Raw genomic sequence first — 18,208 nt, 5'->3', positions numbered from 1 at the left:
TCCATAATTTTACATTAGGTCAGTAATTGGTAAAATTTTTAAAAATTTTCTTAATTTTTAACAATATTAAGATACAATTCTCTCATTAGAATTTCCTACCAATTTTAGCAAAACCGGATTCGTGAATATAAACGTTGTAGCTTTACTCGAACAAAACCCTATCTTATTGATATTCGTAGTTTTATCCATCGGCCTCAGTATAAGTAAAATCCGCCTTGGTAAATTTCAATTAGGCAACTCTATCGGGGTGTTAATTACCTCATTAATAATGGGTCACATTGGTTTCGCCTTCAATGCTGATGCATTAACGATAGGCTTTATGCTATTTATCTATTGTGTCGGTATTGAAGCTGGTCCAAACTTTTTCGGTATATTTTTCCGTGATGGAAAACACTACTTCATACTCAGCATGACGGTGTTGTCTACTGCACTTTGTATTGCCTACCTCTCTAGTAGTTATATGGGGTTAGACTTCGGCCTTACCGCTGGAATGATGGCAGGCGCTCTTACATCGACACCCGTATTGGTCGGCGCTCAAGATGCGATAAATTCTGGTCTGGGTGATACTCCTGCAGGGATGAGCTTTTCTAGCATCGCAGAGAACTTATCGGTGGGCTATGCGATGGCTTATCTGATTGGCCTTATCAGCATGATTGCATTTGCTAAACTACTTCCAAAAATCCAGAAACAAAACCTATCGGACTCTGCGCAACAAATAGCACAAGAGCGAGGGTTAGGAAGTTCTTCACAACGTAAAGTCTATCTTCCCATCATCAGAGCATACCGAGTTGGTCAAGAACTTACAGATTGGATCGACGGAAAAAATCTAAGAGAGCTCGGTATCTATAGGCAGACGGGTTGCTACATTGAAAGGATAAGACGAAATGGCATCTTAGCGCACCCAGATGGTGATGCAATTTTACAACAAGGGGATGAAATTGCCTTAGTCGGTTTCCCCGATAGTCACGCAAGACTAGACCCGAGCTTTAGAAATGGTAAAGAAGTATTTGATCGTAATCTATTAGACTTAAGAATTGTCGAAGAAGAGATTGTGGTCAAAAGTGACGCTATTGCAGGAAAGAGGTTATCTGACCTCAACCTATCTGAGTATGGCTGTTTTCTGAATAGGGTTGTGCGTGCACAGGTTGAAATGCCCATGGACTTAGATATTGTTCTAACTAAGGGTGATGTCCTTCAAATTAGTGGCGAGAAAAGTCGAGTCCATGGATTAGCTGAAAAAATCGGTTTTATTTCAGTTCACAGTCAAATGGCTGACCTATTAGCATTCTGTAGCTTCTTCATTTTGGGCATACTTTTCGGTCTTATAACGATGACATTTGGTCAGGTGTCGTTTGGTTTGGGTAATGCTGTGGGGTTATTATTATCAGGTATCACCCTCGGCTTCCTTCGAGCTAACCACCCAACGTTCGGCTACGTTCCGCAGGGCGCATTAAACCTCGTGAAAGATTTAGGTCTAATGATATTCATGGTTGGTATTGGTCTAAGCGCAGGAGGGAAAATGTTAGAGCACTTAAATCAAGTAGGCTTAAAGGTAATCGGTCTATCTTTTTTAATCAGTGTTGTACCCGTTGCCGTCGCATACCTAGTTGGTGCTTATATTCTCAAAATGAATAGAGCTTTATTATTTGGCGCAATCATAGGAGCAAGAACATGCGCACCAGCAATGGACATTGTTAATGACTATGCGAAGTCAACCATTCCAGCACTTGGTTACGCAGGTACCTATGCAATAGCCAACATACTTATGACGTTGGCTGGCACCGTATTTATTATCCTTAATTAGTGTTCCAGATATTAAAAAGGCTTCCTAAAGGAAGCCTTTTTGTTAACTTAAAGGTCTTAAATAAGCTAATAAGCGCTTTTCAGCTAGCTTGAAGCAACCGAGGATAATAAATGTTAAAGCCATGTAAAACAGGCCTGCGGTCAAAAATGATTCAAAGGGAGCATAGTAGCGAGAATTTACCAAACGAGCGGCCCCTGTTAAATCCATAATAGTCACAATACCAGCGACGGCACTCCCATGAAGCATAAAGATTACCTCATTACTATAGGCAGGAAGGGCCCGACGCAGAGCACTTGGCAGTATAATTCTCTTGTAGGTCATAAAAGACCCCATTCCATATGCTTTTGCTGCTTCTACCTCACCTTGAGGTAAACCATTAATTGCACCTCTGATGATTTCTGCTGTATAAGCAGAGGTATTCAAAATAAACGCAACCAAAGCACAAAACCAAGCGTTCTCCCACAACGTGTCTTTTACGGGGAAGAATTGATCCATGCCATAGTAGATAAGATAAAGCTGAACGAGCAGCGGTGTTCCACGGAAAAAGTAAATGAACGCCCAACTCGGTCCAAAAAGAAAATAATGTTCGCTATTGCGCGCAACCGCCAGAGGAATTGCTACTCCTAATCCGACCACAAGAGCCAGACCAACCAACCAAACTGTAGTCCAAAGTCCATCAAGATAGATAGGCATACTTTCAATAATCAAGGAAAAGTCCATATCTACCTCGCGTGAATGCTAAATTTACGTTCAACCAACTTTAACAAACCCGTTGAAACGCTTGTAAAGAAGAGAAAGATAATGGCAACTGCCATGTAGAAGGTGAACGGCATTTTAGTTGAACCCGCAGCCAAAGAACTCATTCGAACCATGTCCTCAAGCCCGATAATCGATACTAATGCCGTGGTCTTTAGCAACACTAACCAATTATTACCAAAACCAGGAAGTGCATGGCGTATCATTTGTGGTAATAGTACTCTTCGGAAAGTCATTAAAGAACTCATTCCATAGGCTTTGGCGGCTTCGAGCTCTCCTTTATCGACAGCCATTATAGCACCTCGAAATGTCTCAGCCATATAGGCACCAAATATAAAACCGATCGTCAGAACACCTGCGATAAAGGGACTAACATCAATATAATCTGGCAAATACGCTACCCATTCATGTTCTGGATTGTTGGAGGAGAACCATTCATTTATGCTCTCATTAATCGCGTACAAACTATTGTTGAGGAGCATTTGTCCACCAAAAAAGATAAGCATCATCAGAACGAGGTCAGGTATACCACGTATTATGGTGGTGTAAGTTGTCGCGATTGCCCTCGCCCAGCCCATAGAGGAGAGTTTTGCTAAGGCACCAAGCATTCCCAAAAGCATAGCCAATAATAGTGATAGCAATGCGACTTCTATTGTAATGAGCGCCCCTTTTAAGATTGAGGCTTCATATCCCTGTAGATCCAGCATAGGTAAGTTCCTGTTCCCTAGACTTAAGTTTTTTGCGGCATAGGCTTCTACTCCAAGGAACAAGAAGCCAAATGCCACTTCTCTATTTTTAGTTATTTTCCGTAAACATCATAGTTGAAGTATTTTGCTGCAATAGCTTGATACTCTCCTTTGGCACGCAATGATTTTATTGCCGCATTGAGCTTTTCTGTTAGCGCTTTATCCTGTTTTCTAACAGCAATACCAAACCCTTCCCCGAACCATTTAGGATCAGTTAAAGACGGTCCAACAAATTCATACGCATCACCACCAGCTTTGTTAAGCACACCTTCTTCTAGTGCAGATGCATCACCCAGTACAGCAACAACTCGACCATTAGCCAAATCAAGATAAGCTTCATCGAATGAACCGTAGCGGACTATCTCAACCTTATCTCCATAATTATCCGTTAGATACTTATCGTGTGTTGTCGCGCGCTGAACCGCAATCTTTTGACCATCAAGGTTATTAAAATCTATACCTGCACCCTTTTTAGCGATAAATTTATTAGGTATTAATGCATATTTACCCGTGAAATCTACTTTCTTTTTACGCTCTTCAGTAATGGACATTGCTGCAATGATCGCATCATATTTTCTGGCAAGGAGTGACGGAATAATGCCGTCCCAGTCCTGAGCAACAATCTTACATTTCACTTGCATCTCATTACATAAAGCGTTCGCCATATCGACATCGAACCCTTTTAGCGAACCATCTGCTTCAGTCCAGCTAAAAGGAGGATAGGCACCCTCTATACCAAAGCGAACTGTTTTCCAATTCTTGGCTTGCGTAACGCCCGAAACTGCCGTAGCAGTCAATACTGCAGCTAATAACCACTTTTTCATTTCCATACTCCTGTGATTTATCTCATTGTAATTATGATGTTAGATTGCCAAAAATTAGCAATTAGTAGATTGACGATATAAATTGCTGTAAACGCTCAGACTCAGGTTCTGTAAACAACTTTGCCGGATTACCCTGCTCTTCTACAAGCCCTTGGTGGAGAAACATAACATGATTCGATACATCTCTAGCAAAGGCCATTTCGTGTGTTACAACAAGCATTGTTCGGCCTTCTTCTGCCAAATCTCTCATAACTCCAAGAACCTCACCAACCAACTCTGGGTCAAGTGCAGATGTAGGCTCATCAAATAACATAACTTCTGGGTCAACGGCTAGAGCCCGCGCAATAGCAGCACGCTGTTGCTGCCCCCCAGAGAGGTGGCCTGGGTAGTAATCTTTCCGCTCATACAAACCAACCTTTTTAAGCAATAGTTCTGCATTTTCTATCGCCTGTGCTTTAGGAATACCAAGAACATGAACTGGTGCTTCAATCACATTCTCTAAAACTGTCATATGAGACCACAAATTAAACCCCTGAAAGACCATGGCGAGTCTCGAGCGAATTCGTTGTACTTGTTTTTCACTGGCAGCAACAGATTCACCCTTGCGGTTTTTTTTCATTTCTATTAACTCACCGTTTACCCAAATTTCTCCTTCTGTTGGAGTTTCGAGAAGGTTTACACACCTTAGAAATGTACTTTTACCAGAGCCCGAAGAGCCTATTATCGATACAACATCTCCCTTATGAGCTTCAAGAGAGATTCCTTTGAGTACTTCATTCTGACCAAATGTTTTATGCAGTTCTTTTATATCTAGCGCGGGTACAACATTATTCATGCGCCTATGCTCCCTGTATTTTCAGCGTCAGATTGAGGTATCCTGACGTTTAGGTGTTCCCTTAATGCCGTACAAACTAGCATTCCACCGATCAACATGCAACAAACCATTAACCTAAAAAATAAACATATAAAAACAAAATATATGCTTAAAGATGCGAAAATTAGATTAAAATCTCTGGATTGACGCATAAAATAATGAAATCAAGAAATCTATCACTGAATTACACAATTAACAAATTTGTAAAAAACAAGATCTATCTCAATGATCATATTCTACTGCTCGAATAGCTTAAAACACCCTTTAGTTATTAAACTTCATTTGTAAACTTTGCACATGTTCAGCTTAATCTTAGAGTTAAATTAATGAGAGACCTGGTGCACAAATACCAAAAATAGTCGAATTTTCATACGCTTTACAAAGAGATTCTACGATATCATTGACCGATATCATTTTGTGAGGAAGTGCACATGAAGTACTGTAGAGCTATGGGTTTGTCCACATTATTCCTCGCGGTATTTGCTACCGCAGCAGAAAAGTCCACTATAAGTCTCTCCGTCGATAACGATGGCATTCTAGGTGTTGACAAGGATTATACCAGTGGTCTGTTTTTGAGTTATACGTCGGGTGAGATCTCACCCTATCCAATTTTTTCTATCCTTAGCCTATCAAATTGGTATCCAGATTCCCTCGATAAAATTGAATTTCTAATCGGCCATAAGATGTTCACACCCTCGGAAATCAACCAACAAGAGCCTGCTAAGAACGATAGGCCATACGCAGGTTTCTTTCATACCGAATTCAACTATTTGAGTCTTACCTCACATCAAGCGCATCGTTTCAACCTAACTCTGGGGACAACAGGTGAGCGATCGATGGCGGAAGATGCTCAAAATATTGTACATGGTATTACTGGTTCCGATGAACCGCGAGGTTGGTCATATCAAATCGACAATAAAGTTATCGCCAATATTGGCTATCGCTTACATTCTGAACTATTTCATCAACGTTCCCTTGTTAATACAGATCTTGAGTTATCCAATATTTCGGAGATTAACCTTGGAAATTTTCGTAGTGACGTATCGACTGGTATTATGATTCGCTGGGGTACGGACTTAAACGCCAATCTTGGCGCAGCAAATATCGATACCGAGAGGCCATTTGAAGCCGGAATGATAGCAAACTCTCAGCATGGATGGTACCTCTTCTCAGGTATCAAAGCCCGCTATCGTGCCAATGATATTACGATTGAGGGAGAGCGTTCAAAAGTTAAAAACTATATCAAAACCAACGAGTTAAGCCCAGACTACTTTGACGTTAATTTAGAAAATATTCAAGCCAGCGCTGTAGCTGGAGTTGTTTGGTACAACCAATACTTTGGGGCTTCATTAACGTTAGCTGCAAAGAGTCCCGACTATAAAGAGGCATCGAAATCAATCTACGGGAACGGCTCACTATCAATGTTCGTATTCTTCTAAACGCATCATATCGTAAATTTGAGGCAATCAGTGTTCAGGCTACCAGCTCGATCCTCTACTGTGCCACTTATACGCTTGAGTTCCTCGTTGTTACCCTCAAGCTCTTTCATTGCGGAAGAAATCTGTGCCATATTGCCAGCCATGTTTTGACTAGTTAGTGCCAATTCTTTTATTGAGTTAAAAATAATTTCTGTTTGGTTTGACGTTTCGTCCGCTTTCTCTGTAATGAGTTTAAGGGCACCTACCGCACGCTCGCCCCTTTCTCGACCAGTCAACATGGTCTCTTCAGATTTCCCAATATACTGTATAACTTCAGCGCTTTCCTTTTTCATCGTATCAATAGTATCTGATATCTCTGAAACAGCATCGACCGTCCTAACTGCAAGACTACGTACTTCGTCAGCGACTACTGCGAAACCACGTCCTTGTTCCCCGGCTCTCGCCGCTTCGATAGCAGCGTTGAGTGCAAGTAAGTTGGTTTGCTCTGCAATAGCGTTAATAATTTCCATTACTGAATCGACCTTCGAGGAAGCTTCTTCAAGTTGCTTTATGTGTCCAGCAGCAGATGTCATTATTGTGCCGACTTCCTCTAACGAACCGATGGCCGAACGGATGACAGTACCTCCCTCTTCTGCGGCCTTGGTTGTTTCACGTGATATTTCTGCCACGAACTCTAGCGAGCTTGAAACTTGTTGGGTTGTAACGCTAACTTCCTCGGTTGATGAAGCAAGCACTTGAGTCTGACCCAAGACTTCGGTCTGATGATGGGACAAGCTATCTAAGCCTCGATTCAACTCTGCAGCATTTCCCGAAAGTGCATGACTACTTTCTTGCACACCAGCAACTAAGTTACCCAGATTTTCACAGCTTTGATTGATATTGTCTGCCAATATATTAAATTCATCATTGCGGTTATCTGTAATTGCCATCCTATGCGACAAGTCTCCATTGGACACTCTCTGTAATACCGCTTTAGTTCTTTTTAGTGAACGAGAAAGAGAAGTATGCTGCATAACAAAAATGGCAATCGTGAAAACCGCCAAAATCACACTAGCAATTAAAGTTGACCACAATGTTTGAGTCGACGCCCTCTCGGCTACTTTTTGGTATCTACTGCCAATGCCCCCTAAATTTGAAGTAATCTCTCCTATTAACTCAGTCATTTTTGTCTTAGCGATATCCAACTGCTTTTCCACTGCACCTAGCTCTTTGGACAACTCACTTACTCTCGAAAACGTGTTTTTGTATTCCTCAATCTCTTTTTCATACAAATCGAGCATAGCATAAACATTTGACATGCTCTCGAAGCCAGCCATAGCACGATTAAATAGCTTCAGATTCTTCTCAGTGGGTTGTAAAAGATAATTTTGTTGAGATTTAACCATGGCTTGAAAATCTGAATTTAAAGTGACCATACCTGTTTCCAGTATTTTCTGTTCAATGATACCCGCAAGGCCTTTTAGCTTACCAAGTTTACCCTCATCAATATTAAAACCAAGCTCTTGTTTAACTTCAAGCCAGGGTGTTACATCACTCTCAAAATCAGCCACACTCTGAGCGAGTTGTTCCCCTTCTGAGGAAAGTCCTACCTGACTCAAAAATGCCGAGTCTGACGCAACCGCTGCACTAATGGTATTGATCTGACTCTGTGCACCAGCAACATTCTCTCCCGTCATCGTATCTAGCTCAGCACTCAGTGCTAAAATAATGCTCTGCGTTTGATAAATCGAAAGGGAGCCCTGCGCGATGTTCGAGCTACTCTGATACTGGTCTTTCATGTGCGACAAACGTTCGGCTGTAAAGATAGCAAGTGCGGCAAAGCCAAATAATAATATAGATAAAAGAACAACAACTTTCTGCTTTTGAGAGAGCGCAAGCTTCGTCATATCGATTCCTTTAGTTTACTCGGAGGTACCATTTGCCAAAAAATTAAAAAACCAATTAACAACATTGTCATTTAACTTTTTTACAACATAAATCTTAGCAAATAAACTTCTTTTTTATCGTCAACCTATTCTGTAACTTGAGTCCCGTGCTCTCTACATGCCCTATATCATGGGGTTTCAGTAACAAGTCTAGACCTTTTTGAGTCAATAACTAAAAGAGGCTTTAGTAAAATTTAGAATAGATTTACCAGCCTCATAATTCTTTTATCAATTTTGGCAGTGAACGATAAAATCTGATATTACTAGCGTACTAACCCGTAAAATTACGTAACAACAACAATTATTATGTCGTTATGAGTCTCAGTGAATTAACGCTTCTAGGCATCGTCATTGCAACAATGAAATTGGTTTGGTCTGACGTCTCGTCAGTACTCTTGCCCAAACTACTCCACTGCTCGACTTTCCAATATATCACTATGGGCTCAATAGCATTGCTGGTGCTGCTTTGGTCTGTAAAATCAGGCCTCAATGATGACATGTCAGTTCATTTTTTAGGTTTAACAACGCTAACATTAATGTATGGTTGGAGATGCGCCTATTTTATCTCGTGTACAAGCGCAATATGCCTGGTTATTTTAGGGAGCTTACCACTTGAAGCTCTCCCCCATTTTCTTGTCATATCTTGTCTAATACCTATCCTACTGAGCTATCTCGTTTTTGCCATCAGTTATCATGCTTTACCACGTAACATTTTCGTGTTTATTTTTGTCGCAGGTTTTTTTAATGCCGCTTTAGTCTGTATCGCACACTTGTGCATAAAAGGCTTTTGGATTTATTGTTTTACTGATTACGATTGGGAAGCGATTAAAGCAAATTACTTAATTCTCATACCATTGCTCTCTTTCCCCGAAGGTTTAATAAACGGGATGTTTATCGCAGTATTAACCGTGTTCAAGCCGGATCTTCTCCGTGTCTTTTCAGACAGACACTATATTTATGACCAATATCGTGAATAAATTACAGTGACTTAAACGTTTCACTTACCCGCAAAACATCACTCTGGCAGAAGGCATAAAACCAAATTAGAAAATCCGGTTACATTTCCAACTCAGCAAAGACTTGAGCCCATGATTTACACTGACTCTCTCACAATACGCGCTCGGTCACAATTTATGATTAAACACATATTTTTTAAGCAAAATTCCCAAAAACCAACTAATCTTAAATTAGAGAAGAATTGCCATTCCAAGTGGGTTTAATGTCAGTTTGACAGGTTCAGAGGGGAATCTATTATGAGTATTTTTGAACACTTCCAAGCACGCTATGAAGCCTCAAAGGATGAGGAATTATCCCTTCAAGACTTTTTGAGTCTTTGTAAGGATGACAAAAGCGCATATGCCAACGCTGCTGAACGTCTACTGATGGCAATAGGTGAGCCAGAGGTTATAGACACGGCACAAGACCCGCAACTAAGTAGAATATTTTCAAACCGAGTTATTTCTCGTTATGAAACATTCAAAGATTTTTATGGCATGGAGGATGCCATCGAGCAGATAGTAGCCTATCTGAAGCACGCTGCTCAGGGGTTGGAAGAACGTAAACAGATACTGTATTTATTGGGTCCAGTTGGTGGGGGTAAGTCTTCGCTCGCAGAAAAGCTAAAATCATTGATGCAGATGGTTCCAATTTATGTGTTATCTGCCAACGGTGAACGTAGCCCGGTTAATGACCATCCTTTCTGCCTTTTCGATTCCAACGAGGATGGAAACCTACTGAAAGAGGAGTACGGGATCGAGAAGCGTTACTTACGCTCAATAATGTCACCATGGGCTGCCAAGCGTCTACACGAATTTGGTGGGGATATATCGAAATTTAAAGTTGTGAAAGTCAAGCCATCCATACTGGATCAAATTGCAGTAGCGAAAACCGAACCTGGTGATGAAAATAATCAGGATATATCGTCTTTGGTCGGTAAAGTTGATATTCGTCAGTTAGAACACTTTTCGCAAGATGATCCTGACGCCTACAGTTACTCTGGTGCATTGTGTCGTGCCAACCAAGGCCTTATGGAATTCGTAGAAATGTTCAAAGCACCAATCAAAGTGCTTCACCCACTTTTAACTGCAACCCAAGAAGGCAATTATAATGGTACCGAAGGTCTATCTGCACTGCCTTTCGATGGTATGATATTAGCGCACTCTAACGAATCGGAATGGCAAACTTTTCGCAACAACAAGAATAATGAAGCATTTCTCGATAGGGTTTATATCGTCAAGGTTCCATACTGTTTACGAGTATCTGAAGAAGTTCGAATCTATCAAAAGCTACTCGATCACTCAGAGCTATCAAAAGCACCTTGTTCACCAAGTACACTTGAACTACTCTCGCAATTCAGCATTCTATCTCGTTTAAAAGAACCGGAGAACTCGTCTATCTTTTCGAAAATGAGAGTATATGATGGCGAAACACTCAAAGACACCGATCCGAAAGCAAAAAGCTATCAAGAGTATCGAGATTTTGCGGGTGTTGACGAAGGGATGTCAGGTCTATCGACTCGCTTTGCTTTTAAGATTCTATCTCGTGTTTTCAACTTCGACCAAACTGAGGTCGCAGCAAATCCCGTGCATCTGTTTTATGTCATAGAGCAACAGATAGAGCGAGAGCAGTTCCCTGGAGAGACGGCTGAGAAATATCTTGAATTCTTGAAAGGTTATCTAGTTCCACGTTACGTCGAATTTATTGGTAAAGAAATTCAAACAGCCTATCTCGAGTCATACTCTGAATACGGGCAAAATATTTTTGACCGCTATGTCACTTATGCTGATTTTTGGATTCAGGACCAAGAGTACCGTGACCCCGAAACAGGACAGTTATTCGACCGCTCTGCGCTGAACAATGAGCTTGAGAAAATTGAGAAAACAGCTGGTATAAGTAATCCTAAAGATTTTCGGAATGAAATTGTCAACTTTGTTTTAAGAGCTCGTGCGAACAACAACGGCACAAATCCAGTTTGGACAAGCTACGAAAAACTAAGAACGGTCATTGAGAAGAAAATGTTCTCTAACACTGAAGAGCTTCTACCAGTTATTTCGTTTAACACTAAAACGTCTTCAGAGGATCAGAAGAAACATGACGACTTCGTCGCTCGCATGATGGAAAAAGGTTATACAGAAAAGCAAGTCAGATTGCTATCTGAGTGGTACTTACGCGTACGTAAGTCATCATAGCAGTGAATTAAACGTCAGAATAAACCGTCAAATTAGTTTGGCGGCAGAGCGAGGTAAATTTTACCTCGCTCATCTAGGGACAATCACGAGTGTGAGAGGTGGCCTATGTCGCAATTTATCGATAGACGACTGAATGGAAAAAACAAGAGCGCAGTGAATAGACAGCGCTTTTTAAAACGGCACAAAGAACAAATTAAGGACTCTGTCGCCGATGCGGTCAATCGCAGGTCAATCACGAACACCGAAACCGGTGAAGATGTATCTATACCACACAAAGACATCAAGGAACCCGTTTTTCATCAGGGAAAAGGGGGGTTAAAAGAGAGAGTTCACCCTGGGAATGATCAGTTCATTACTGGTGACAAAATTGATCGGCCCAAAGGCGGTCAAGGCGGAGGTTCAGGTCAAGGCGACGCGAGCGCTGATGGAGAGGGACAAGACGATTTTGTTTTTCAAATATCTAAAGATGAATATCTCGATATCCTATTCGAGGACCTTGAATTACCCAATTTAGAAAAGAACCAAATAAATAAAATTACTGAATGGAAGACACACAGGGCTGGTTATCAAACAGCCGGCGTTCCCGCCAATATCGCAATCGTTAAATCGCTCCAACAGTCATTGGCAAGACGTACTGCTATGACGGCAACAAAAAAGAGAAAAGTTAAAGAGTTAGAAAGTGAGCTGGATTCAGTCAAATTGTCTGAGCCCGCGCAAATCTTGGAAGAGAAACGCCTTAAGGATGAAATTGCTACACTAAGAAAAAAAATCGAGACCGTTCCGTTCATAGATACCTTTGACCTAAGATTTAAAAACTATGAGCGCAGGCCCATCCCCTCTTCTCAAGCAGTCATGTTTTGCTTAATGGACGTTTCTGGCTCTATGGATCAGGCAACAAAGGATATTGCTAAGCGATTCTATGTGCTTTTGTATTTGTTCCTAACGCGAACTTATGAAAATGTTGAGGTAGTTTTTATACGACACCACACTCAAGCAAAAGAAGTCGACGAACACGAGTTCTTTTACTCTCAGGAAACTGGCGGCACTATTGTTTCCAGTGCTCTCAAGCTTATGAATGATGTCGTATCAAAGCGCTACCCTGTTGGGGAATGGAACATTTATGCAGCTCAAGCATCGGATGGTGACAATTGGGCCGATGATTCCCCAAGATGTAAAGAGCTATTATCCAAAAATCTACTACCAAATTGTCAGTATTACTCATACATTGAAATTACCCGCCGCTCACATCAGACCCTGTGGCATGAGTATGAGAAGCTAGAAGAAAGCTTTGATAATTTCGCCATGAAAAATATACGTAGTGTCGAGGATATATTTCCTGTGTTCAGAGAGTTATTCAGGAAAGAGACAGCGTAGGGAGGCAATATGACTGCAAAGACAAAAAAACGGACTAAAAACAAGGTACTTTCTGATGGTCCAGATTGGACTTTTGAACTGCTCGAACGCTATCACTCCGAAATAAAGAGAGTTGCTGATTATTACAAGCTAGACGCCTACCCCAATCAAATTGAGGTAATTACCTCGGAGCAAATGATGGATGCCTACTCGAGCATAGGCATGCCCATCAACTACAATCATTGGTCATTTGGTAAGAAGTTTATCCAAACAGAACAGGGCTATAAACATGGTCAAATGGGCCTCGCCTATGAGATAGTCATTAATTCTGATCCATGTATCGCCTACCTTATGGAAGAAAACACAGTAACAATGCAGGCTTTGGTAATGGCGCATGCTTGTTATGGACATAATTCCTTCTTCAAGGGTAACTATCTCTTCCAGACATGGACAGATGCAAGCTCTATCATCGATTACCTTCTATTTGCCAAAAATTATATTGCCGAATGTGAGCAGAAACATGGTGTCCAAGAGGTTGAAGATTTATTAGACTCTTGCCATGCACTAATGAACTTTGGCGTAGATCGTTACAAGCGACCAGAAAAAATTTCAATTGCTGAAGAGAAATCAAGGCAAGAGGAACGCGAAGCATATCTGCAGTCTCAAGTGAATGACTTATGGAGAACAGTCCCTAAGTCAAAAGCGGAGCCAGAAAGCAACAGCCTGCGCTTCCCTTCCGAGCCTCAAGAAAATATTCTTTATTTTATCGAAAAACATGCACCATTGCTTGATTCTTGGCAGCGAGAAATTGTTCGAATTGTTCGAAAAATTAGCCAATATTTTTATCCTCAGAAACAAACACAAGTGATGAACGAGGGTTGGGCAACGTTTTGGCATTACACAATTCTGAATCATATGTACGACGAAGGATTAGTAACAGATAGATTTATCCTGGAATTCCTACACAGCCATACCGGTGTCGTAGCCCAGCCATCCTACAATAGCCCTTATTTTAGTGGCATTAATCCATACGCTTTAGGATTTGCAATGTTTCGGGATATTCGTAGAATCTGTGAAGAACCCACTGATGAAGATAAAGAATGGTTTCCCAATTTAGCTGGAACTGATTGGCTCGGCGCCGTCCATTTTGCTATGAAGAATTTTAAAGACGAAAGTTTCATCAGTCAGTATCTTTCACCTAAAGTAATGCGGGATTTCAAACTTTTCTCTATCGTTGATGACGACAGAAAGAACTATATCGAAGTAAGTGCTATTCATGATGATAGTGGTTACCACGCCATAAGGGAAAAGCTTGCAGCTCAATACAATTTGAGTAACCTTGAACCCAATTTGCAAGTTTTTAATGTGGATGTACGAGGCGATCGATCACTAACGCTTCAGTACATACCTCATGATCGAATTCCCCTTGATGAAGGCTATGAAGAGGTTCTTAAGCATTTATATCGGCTTTGGGGTTTCGATATTGTTCTTGAAGAAGTTAAAGAGAGCGGCAGACGAGAAATTTTAGGAACGTGTCCTCAGAGAAACGATTACGATGGCAAGATTTAATCGTTTTTACTAGTTATTCAAGGCCCCTTGCGGGGCCTTTTTATCCAACCAGTCTTCTTACAATTTCCAAGTCTTCGGGAGTATCGACACCAGCAGGGGGACATTCTCTCGCAATATCAACGTGAATTTTCTCGCCGTAATACAGAACACGAAGCTGTTCAAGACACTCAATTTGCTCAAGTGGTGAAGTCTGCCACGAGATATATTTATTTATAAAGCCTGCTCTGTAGGCATAGATTCCTATATGTCTTAGCAGAGGGTTCGAAGACGATAAGATTTCGGGGAAGTTTTCTCTGTCCCAAGGGATACTTGCTCGACTGAAATATAACGCGTGGCACGCCTCATCTCTAACTACTTTCACAACATTAGGGTTAAACACTTCGTCGTTATTCTCAATCTCTACAGCGAGAGTGGACATCGGAGCTGAGCTCTTTGCTAAGTTTTCTGCCACTTGCGCAATATTAGAAGGAGGAATAAGAGGCTCATCACCTTGTACGTTGACCACAATGTGATCATCAGGTATTGCCATATTTTCAACAACTTCAGCTAGCCGCTCCGTCCCTGATTCATGCTTACTTGATGTCATACATAACTGGCCACCAAACTTTTTTACCGCATTTTCAACCCTAACATCATCAGTAGCGATGATAACACTTTCGGCACCGGACAAGAGTGCTTGCTCATAGACTCTCTGAACCATTGTCTTGCCACCGATATCTGCAAGTGGTTTACCAGGTAAACGTGCTGATTGATAACGTGCTGGAATCACGACGGTAAAAGCCATTAGTTATCTTCCTCTAAACTGATTCTACGAGCTTCAGACTCAAGTAGAACAGGAATCCCTTGTTTAATTGGATATGAAAGACGATCAAATTTACAAATCAGTTCTTGTTTATCTTTATCAAACGTTAATTTGCCCTTACAGATGGGACATGCAACGATTTCAAGCAGACGATGATCCATACTTTGCCACAACCTCTTTAATTTTATCTAGAATAAACGACGCATCTTGTTGCGAAAACTGCGCAGATACCGGCAAATACCACCATTTGTCATTCGCATACTGAATGCATTTGACTGCATCTTTTTCCGTCATCAACAAATACTCACCTTTTTCGGCAAGTTGCTCGAGTTCAGAGCGCTCAAATGACTTATGGTCTGCAAAACCTTTTTCATAGGTGGTCTCTATCCCCAAATTCTCTAACATATTGAAAAATCTTTGTGGATGCCCAATTCCGGCCATAGCGACTACACCACGACGAAACGAAGAAATCTCTCTCTGTTCCTTTGTCTTTAAATTAACGGCATTTTGTGGTTCGAGCGACATTAATTGTTCTCCGTTCACCCCTTTACCGCCATTGTTAATAATAACATCTACCTCTTCTAGACGCTCCAATGACTCACGTAATGGGCCTAGCGGTATTAAACTTTCGTTGCCAAATTTTCTTGAACCATCAACAACTATGATCTCTAAGTCTCGCTCCAAGGCATAATGTTGCAATCCGTCGTCAGTTACAATGATATCAACACCAAGTGGCAGCAGTGCTTGCACAGCTTCTGCTCTGATTGGAGAGACTGCAACGTGTGCTGAAGTACGATCAAAAATTAATTTAGGTTCATCACCACTGTGCATTGTCGGCGTATCTGATTGAACGATCAATGGATAGGCAGGAGCTCGCCCTCCATATCCACGAGAGACCACACCTGGAGATAGCCCCATTTGCTTAAGCTGTTCGACCAACCAAACTACTACCGGCGTTTTACCGTTGCCTCCAGCGGTTATATTCCCAACAACGATGACGGGGATCGGAGCTCTATAACTGGGTTTAATACCAGATTTATATCGAGATCTACGAAGTCTAACTACCACGCCAAAAACCAAACTAAGCGGCCATAGCAGAGGCCAAAAAATATATTTAGCCCAATGATTTTTAAACCATATTTTCTCTATCAAAACTATTCACCAAACTGAACGCGATGAAGCTGAGAATAAGCACCATCTTGGCTAATGAGGTTATGATGAGCTCCTCTCTCTACTATCTCACCTTCATCAACAACTAAGATTTGATCTGCATTCTCGATGGTTGAAAGGCGATGTGCAATAACAAGAACTGTCTTGTTTTTCTGAAGTTCATCCAGTGCTGACTGAATGGCCTTCTCTGATTCTGTATCCAAAGCAGACGTTGCCTCATCGAGAATCAAAATAGGCGCATCTCTTAATAATGCTCTTGCTATAGCGATACGCTGACGCTGTCCTCCAGACAAGCTTGCTCCATTTTCACCTATTATGGTATCGAGACCTTGCGGCATTTTCTCAATAAAGTCCATGGCAAAAGCTAGTCGTGCCGCCCTTTCAATCTCATCGCGACTATATTTTTCAGTTGCTGCATAAGCAATATTGTTTGCAATTGTGTCGTTGAATAAGTGTACATTTTGAGAAACGAGCGCAAAGTGAGAGCGAAGGTTATTCAGTTGGTAATCTCTTATATCGTGATCATCCAAACAAATACTCCCAGCCTGAACGTCATAAAAACGGGTTAATAGGCTGGCGATAGTACTTTTTCCAGACCCAGAACGTCCAACCAAGGCAATGGTTTCGCCTTTAGCGATAGAAAAACTAACATTATTTAATGCTGGCTTTTCCTTGCCATCATAACTAAATGTAACGTTCTTTACTTCGATATTACCGCCAATGTTATTCGCGACATATTTCCCATTATCTTTCTCTGGCTCCAAGTCCATAAGCTGAAAAAGCGTTTGACTTGCCGCCATTCCACGTTGAAATTCAGAGGTCACATCTGTTAGCGCTTTTATCGGCCTCATTAAAGCAAACATTGAACTAAAGATAACCGTGAACGTTCCCGGAGTAAGTTGAGTTCTAATCGAGTCATTGCTTGCTAAAAAAAGCACAGCAATCAGCGCAATAGAGGCGATGAGCTGAATAACTGGGTTTGCAATCGCTTGTGCAGCAGTAAGTTTCATCGATTGTTGACGCATCTTGTTACTAACTTGGTCAAAACGCTGACTTTCAACACTTTGCCCTCCGTAACTCAACACAACTTTATGCCCTTTTAGCATCTGCTCAGCTGATGAGGTTACATTGCCCATCGCGTCCTGCATATTTTTAGAAATTTTTCTAAAACGTTTCGAGACAAATGAGATCCCCCACGCCACGATAGGTGCAATAATGAGTAATACCAGAGACAATTGCCAACTATTCCAGAACATAAGCACTAGCAAGCCAACGATACTTGCGCCCTCGCGAACAATACTAACAAGTGCTCTACTCGTTGCTCCGGCAACTTGTTCGGAATCGTAAGTAATGCGGGAAAGAAGACTTCCTGCCGATTCTTTATCAAAGTAAGAAACTGGCATTTGCATGAAGTGATTAAATATTGCTCGACGCATTTTCATCACCACATTTCCAGAAACCCAACTCAAACAGTAGGACGAAACAAAATTACTGACACCTCTGATTAGCATCATGGCAAATATGATAAGAGGAAGAGTACTCAAAAAGTCAGATTCAGCATTACCAAAGCCCTCATCCAATAAAGGCTTTAATAAGGAAAGCATATAAGTATCAGACACAGCACTAGCGATCAAAGCTACTACTGCAACCGCTAAACCGGCTTTGTACAAACGGATATAAGTCCAGAGTCGTTTGAAAGTTTGCCAGGTTGTTTCGTCTTGGTTTAGAGACATAGATATGTATACATTGCGAAAGTTT

15 protein-coding genes are annotated in these 18,208 nt (G+C 41.3%); 6 read left to right on the top strand and 9 right to left on the bottom strand.

The annotated features are described in order from the left end of the window. The first annotated feature begins 121 nt into the window (after positions 1–121). Positions 122–1,804 (top strand): aspartate:alanine antiporter, encoded by a 1,683-nt coding sequence (locus tag RH40_RS11520; protein ID WP_009601686.1) that lies wholly within the window; start codon positions 122–124, stop codon positions 1,802–1,804. Positions 1,805–1,846: 42 nt separating this feature from the next. On the opposite strand, the gene RH40_RS11515 is transcribed toward RH40_RS11520, so the two are convergent. From RH40_RS11515 to RH40_RS11500, 4 genes are all read right to left on the bottom strand, one after another. Next, positions 1,847–2,524 carry an ABC transporter permease gene (locus RH40_RS11515; protein WP_009601685.1) on the bottom strand — a complete coding sequence of 226 codons (678 nt, stop codon included), beginning with the start codon at positions 2,522–2,524 and terminating at the stop codon, positions 1,847–1,849. Positions 2,525–2,526: 2 nt separating this feature from the next. Continuing rightward, on the bottom strand, positions 2,527–3,267 hold the full coding sequence (locus RH40_RS11510; RefSeq protein WP_009601683.1) for an ABC transporter permease: 741 nt from the start codon (positions 3,265–3,267) through the stop codon (positions 2,527–2,529). 92 nt (positions 3,268–3,359) lie between these two features. Next, positions 3,360–4,130 (bottom strand): ABC transporter substrate-binding protein, encoded by a 771-nt coding sequence (locus tag RH40_RS11505; RefSeq protein ID WP_009601682.1) that lies wholly within the window; start codon positions 4,128–4,130, stop codon positions 3,360–3,362. A 61-nt stretch (positions 4,131–4,191) separates the two neighbouring features. Next, complete coding sequence (locus RH40_RS11500; RefSeq protein ID WP_009601681.1) at positions 4,192–4,965, bottom strand: ABC transporter ATP-binding protein; 774 nt, start codon at positions 4,963–4,965, stop codon at positions 4,192–4,194. A 470-nt stretch (positions 4,966–5,435) separates the two neighbouring features. Here RH40_RS11500 and RH40_RS11495 point away from each other — a divergent pair, with 470 nt between their 5' ends. Beyond that, positions 5,436–6,443 carry a lipid A deacylase LpxR family protein gene (locus RH40_RS11495; RefSeq protein ID WP_009601680.1) on the top strand — a complete coding sequence of 336 codons (1,008 nt, stop codon included), beginning with the start codon at positions 5,436–5,438 and terminating at the stop codon, positions 6,441–6,443. 5 nt (positions 6,444–6,448) lie between these two features. On the opposite strand, the gene RH40_RS11490 is transcribed toward RH40_RS11495, so the two are convergent. After that, a complete protein-coding gene (locus RH40_RS11490; RefSeq protein ID WP_009601679.1) occupies positions 6,449–8,329 on the bottom strand; it encodes a methyl-accepting chemotaxis protein in 1,881 nt (626 codons plus the stop codon). A gap of 353 nt (positions 8,330–8,682) precedes the next feature. Between RH40_RS11490 and RH40_RS11485 the strand changes: the two genes are divergently transcribed. The 4 genes from RH40_RS11485 to RH40_RS11470 all read left to right on the top strand — a co-directional run bounded on the left by RH40_RS11485 (position 8,683) and on the right by RH40_RS11470 (position 14,478). Beyond that, positions 8,683–9,345 (top strand): energy-coupling factor ABC transporter permease, encoded by a 663-nt coding sequence (locus RH40_RS11485; RefSeq protein ID WP_009601678.1) that lies wholly within the window; start codon positions 8,683–8,685, stop codon positions 9,343–9,345. 276 nt (positions 9,346–9,621) lie between these two features. Further along, on the top strand, positions 9,622–11,556 hold the full coding sequence (locus tag RH40_RS11480; RefSeq protein WP_009601677.1) for a PrkA family serine protein kinase: 1,935 nt from the start codon (positions 9,622–9,624) through the stop codon (positions 11,554–11,556). Between the two features lie 105 nt (positions 11,557–11,661). After that, positions 11,662–12,930: a YeaH/YhbH family protein gene (locus RH40_RS11475; protein WP_009601676.1), complete on the top strand. Its 1,269-nt coding sequence runs from the start codon at positions 11,662–11,664 to the stop codon at positions 12,928–12,930. A 9-nt stretch (positions 12,931–12,939) separates the two neighbouring features. Next, the gene (locus RH40_RS11470) at positions 12,940–14,478 is read left to right on the top strand and encodes a SpoVR family protein (RefSeq protein WP_009601675.1); all 1,539 of its coding nucleotides are present in this window, start codon (positions 12,940–12,942) and stop codon (positions 14,476–14,478) included. A gap of 40 nt (positions 14,479–14,518) precedes the next feature. Here the strand turns inward: RH40_RS11470 and kdsB are convergent, their stop codons facing one another. Genes kdsB through msbA form a run of 4 tightly spaced genes read right to left on the bottom strand, consistent with a single transcriptional unit; the run spans position 14,519 to position 18,183 of the window. Continuing rightward, complete coding sequence (kdsB, locus tag RH40_RS11465) at positions 14,519–15,262, bottom strand: 3-deoxy-manno-octulosonate cytidylyltransferase (protein ID WP_009601674.1); 744 nt, start codon at positions 15,260–15,262, stop codon at positions 14,519–14,521. Then, complete coding sequence (locus tag RH40_RS11460; protein ID WP_009601673.1) at positions 15,262–15,441, bottom strand: Trm112 family protein; 180 nt, start codon at positions 15,439–15,441, stop codon at positions 15,262–15,264. Before RH40_RS11460 ends, kdsB begins: the two co-directional genes overlap by 1 nt. Next, positions 15,422–16,432, bottom strand: a complete 1,011-nt coding sequence (gene lpxK / locus RH40_RS11455) for a tetraacyldisaccharide 4'-kinase (protein WP_009601672.1) — start codon at positions 16,430–16,432, stop codon at positions 15,422–15,424. The genes RH40_RS11460 and lpxK overlap by 20 nt, the downstream gene beginning before the upstream one ends. A 2-nt stretch (positions 16,433–16,434) precedes the next feature. Next, a complete protein-coding gene (msbA, locus tag RH40_RS11450) occupies positions 16,435–18,183 on the bottom strand; it encodes a lipid A ABC transporter ATP-binding protein/permease MsbA (RefSeq protein WP_009601671.1) in 1,749 nt (582 codons plus the stop codon). Positions 18,184–18,208 lie beyond the last annotated feature (25 nt).

This window comes from Vibrio caribbeanicus ATCC BAA-2122 (assembly GCF_000165125.1).
Classification (GTDB): Bacteria; Pseudomonadota; Gammaproteobacteria; order Enterobacterales; family Vibrionaceae; genus Vibrio; species Vibrio caribbeanicus.
Note: the sequence above shows the minus strand (reverse complement) of the source record. Positions and strands in the feature narration are given on the sequence as shown.

Bases quoted from the DNA above. Each gene is read 5' to 3' on its own strand.
- RH40_RS11515 (WP_009601685.1), bottom strand. From the start codon at position 2,524: ATGGACTTTTCCTTGATTATTGAAAGTATGCCTATCTATCTTGATGGA.
- RH40_RS11510 (WP_009601683.1), bottom strand. From the start codon at position 3,267: ATGCTGGATCTACAGGGATATGAAGCCTCAATCTTAAAAGGGGCGCTC.
- RH40_RS11505 (WP_009601682.1), bottom strand. From the start codon at position 4,130: ATGAAAAAGTGGTTATTAGCTGCAGTATTGACTGCTACGGCAGTTTCG.
- RH40_RS11500 (WP_009601681.1), bottom strand. From the start codon at position 4,965: ATGAATAATGTTGTACCCGCGCTAGATATAAAAGAACTGCATAAAACA.
- RH40_RS11495 (WP_009601680.1), top strand. From the start codon at position 5,436: ATGAAGTACTGTAGAGCTATGGGTTTGTCCACATTATTCCTCGCGGTA.
- RH40_RS11490 (WP_009601679.1), bottom strand. From the start codon at position 8,329: ATGACGAAGCTTGCGCTCTCTCAAAAGCAGAAAGTTGTTGTTCTTTTA.
- RH40_RS11485 (WP_009601678.1), top strand. From the start codon at position 8,683: ATGAGTCTCAGTGAATTAACGCTTCTAGGCATCGTCATTGCAACAATG.
- RH40_RS11480 (WP_009601677.1), top strand. From the start codon at position 9,622: ATGAGTATTTTTGAACACTTCCAAGCACGCTATGAAGCCTCAAAGGAT.
- RH40_RS11475 (WP_009601676.1), top strand. From the start codon at position 11,662: ATGTCGCAATTTATCGATAGACGACTGAATGGAAAAAACAAGAGCGCA.
- RH40_RS11470 (WP_009601675.1), top strand. From the start codon at position 12,940: ATGACTGCAAAGACAAAAAAACGGACTAAAAACAAGGTACTTTCTGAT.
- kdsB (WP_009601674.1), bottom strand. From the start codon at position 15,262: ATGGCTTTTACCGTCGTGATTCCAGCACGTTATCAATCAGCACGTTTA.
- RH40_RS11460 (WP_009601673.1), bottom strand. From the start codon at position 15,441: ATGGATCATCGTCTGCTTGAAATCGTTGCATGTCCCATCTGTAAGGGC.
- msbA (WP_009601671.1), bottom strand. From the start codon at position 18,183: ATGTCTCTAAACCAAGACGAAACAACCTGGCAAACTTTCAAACGACTC.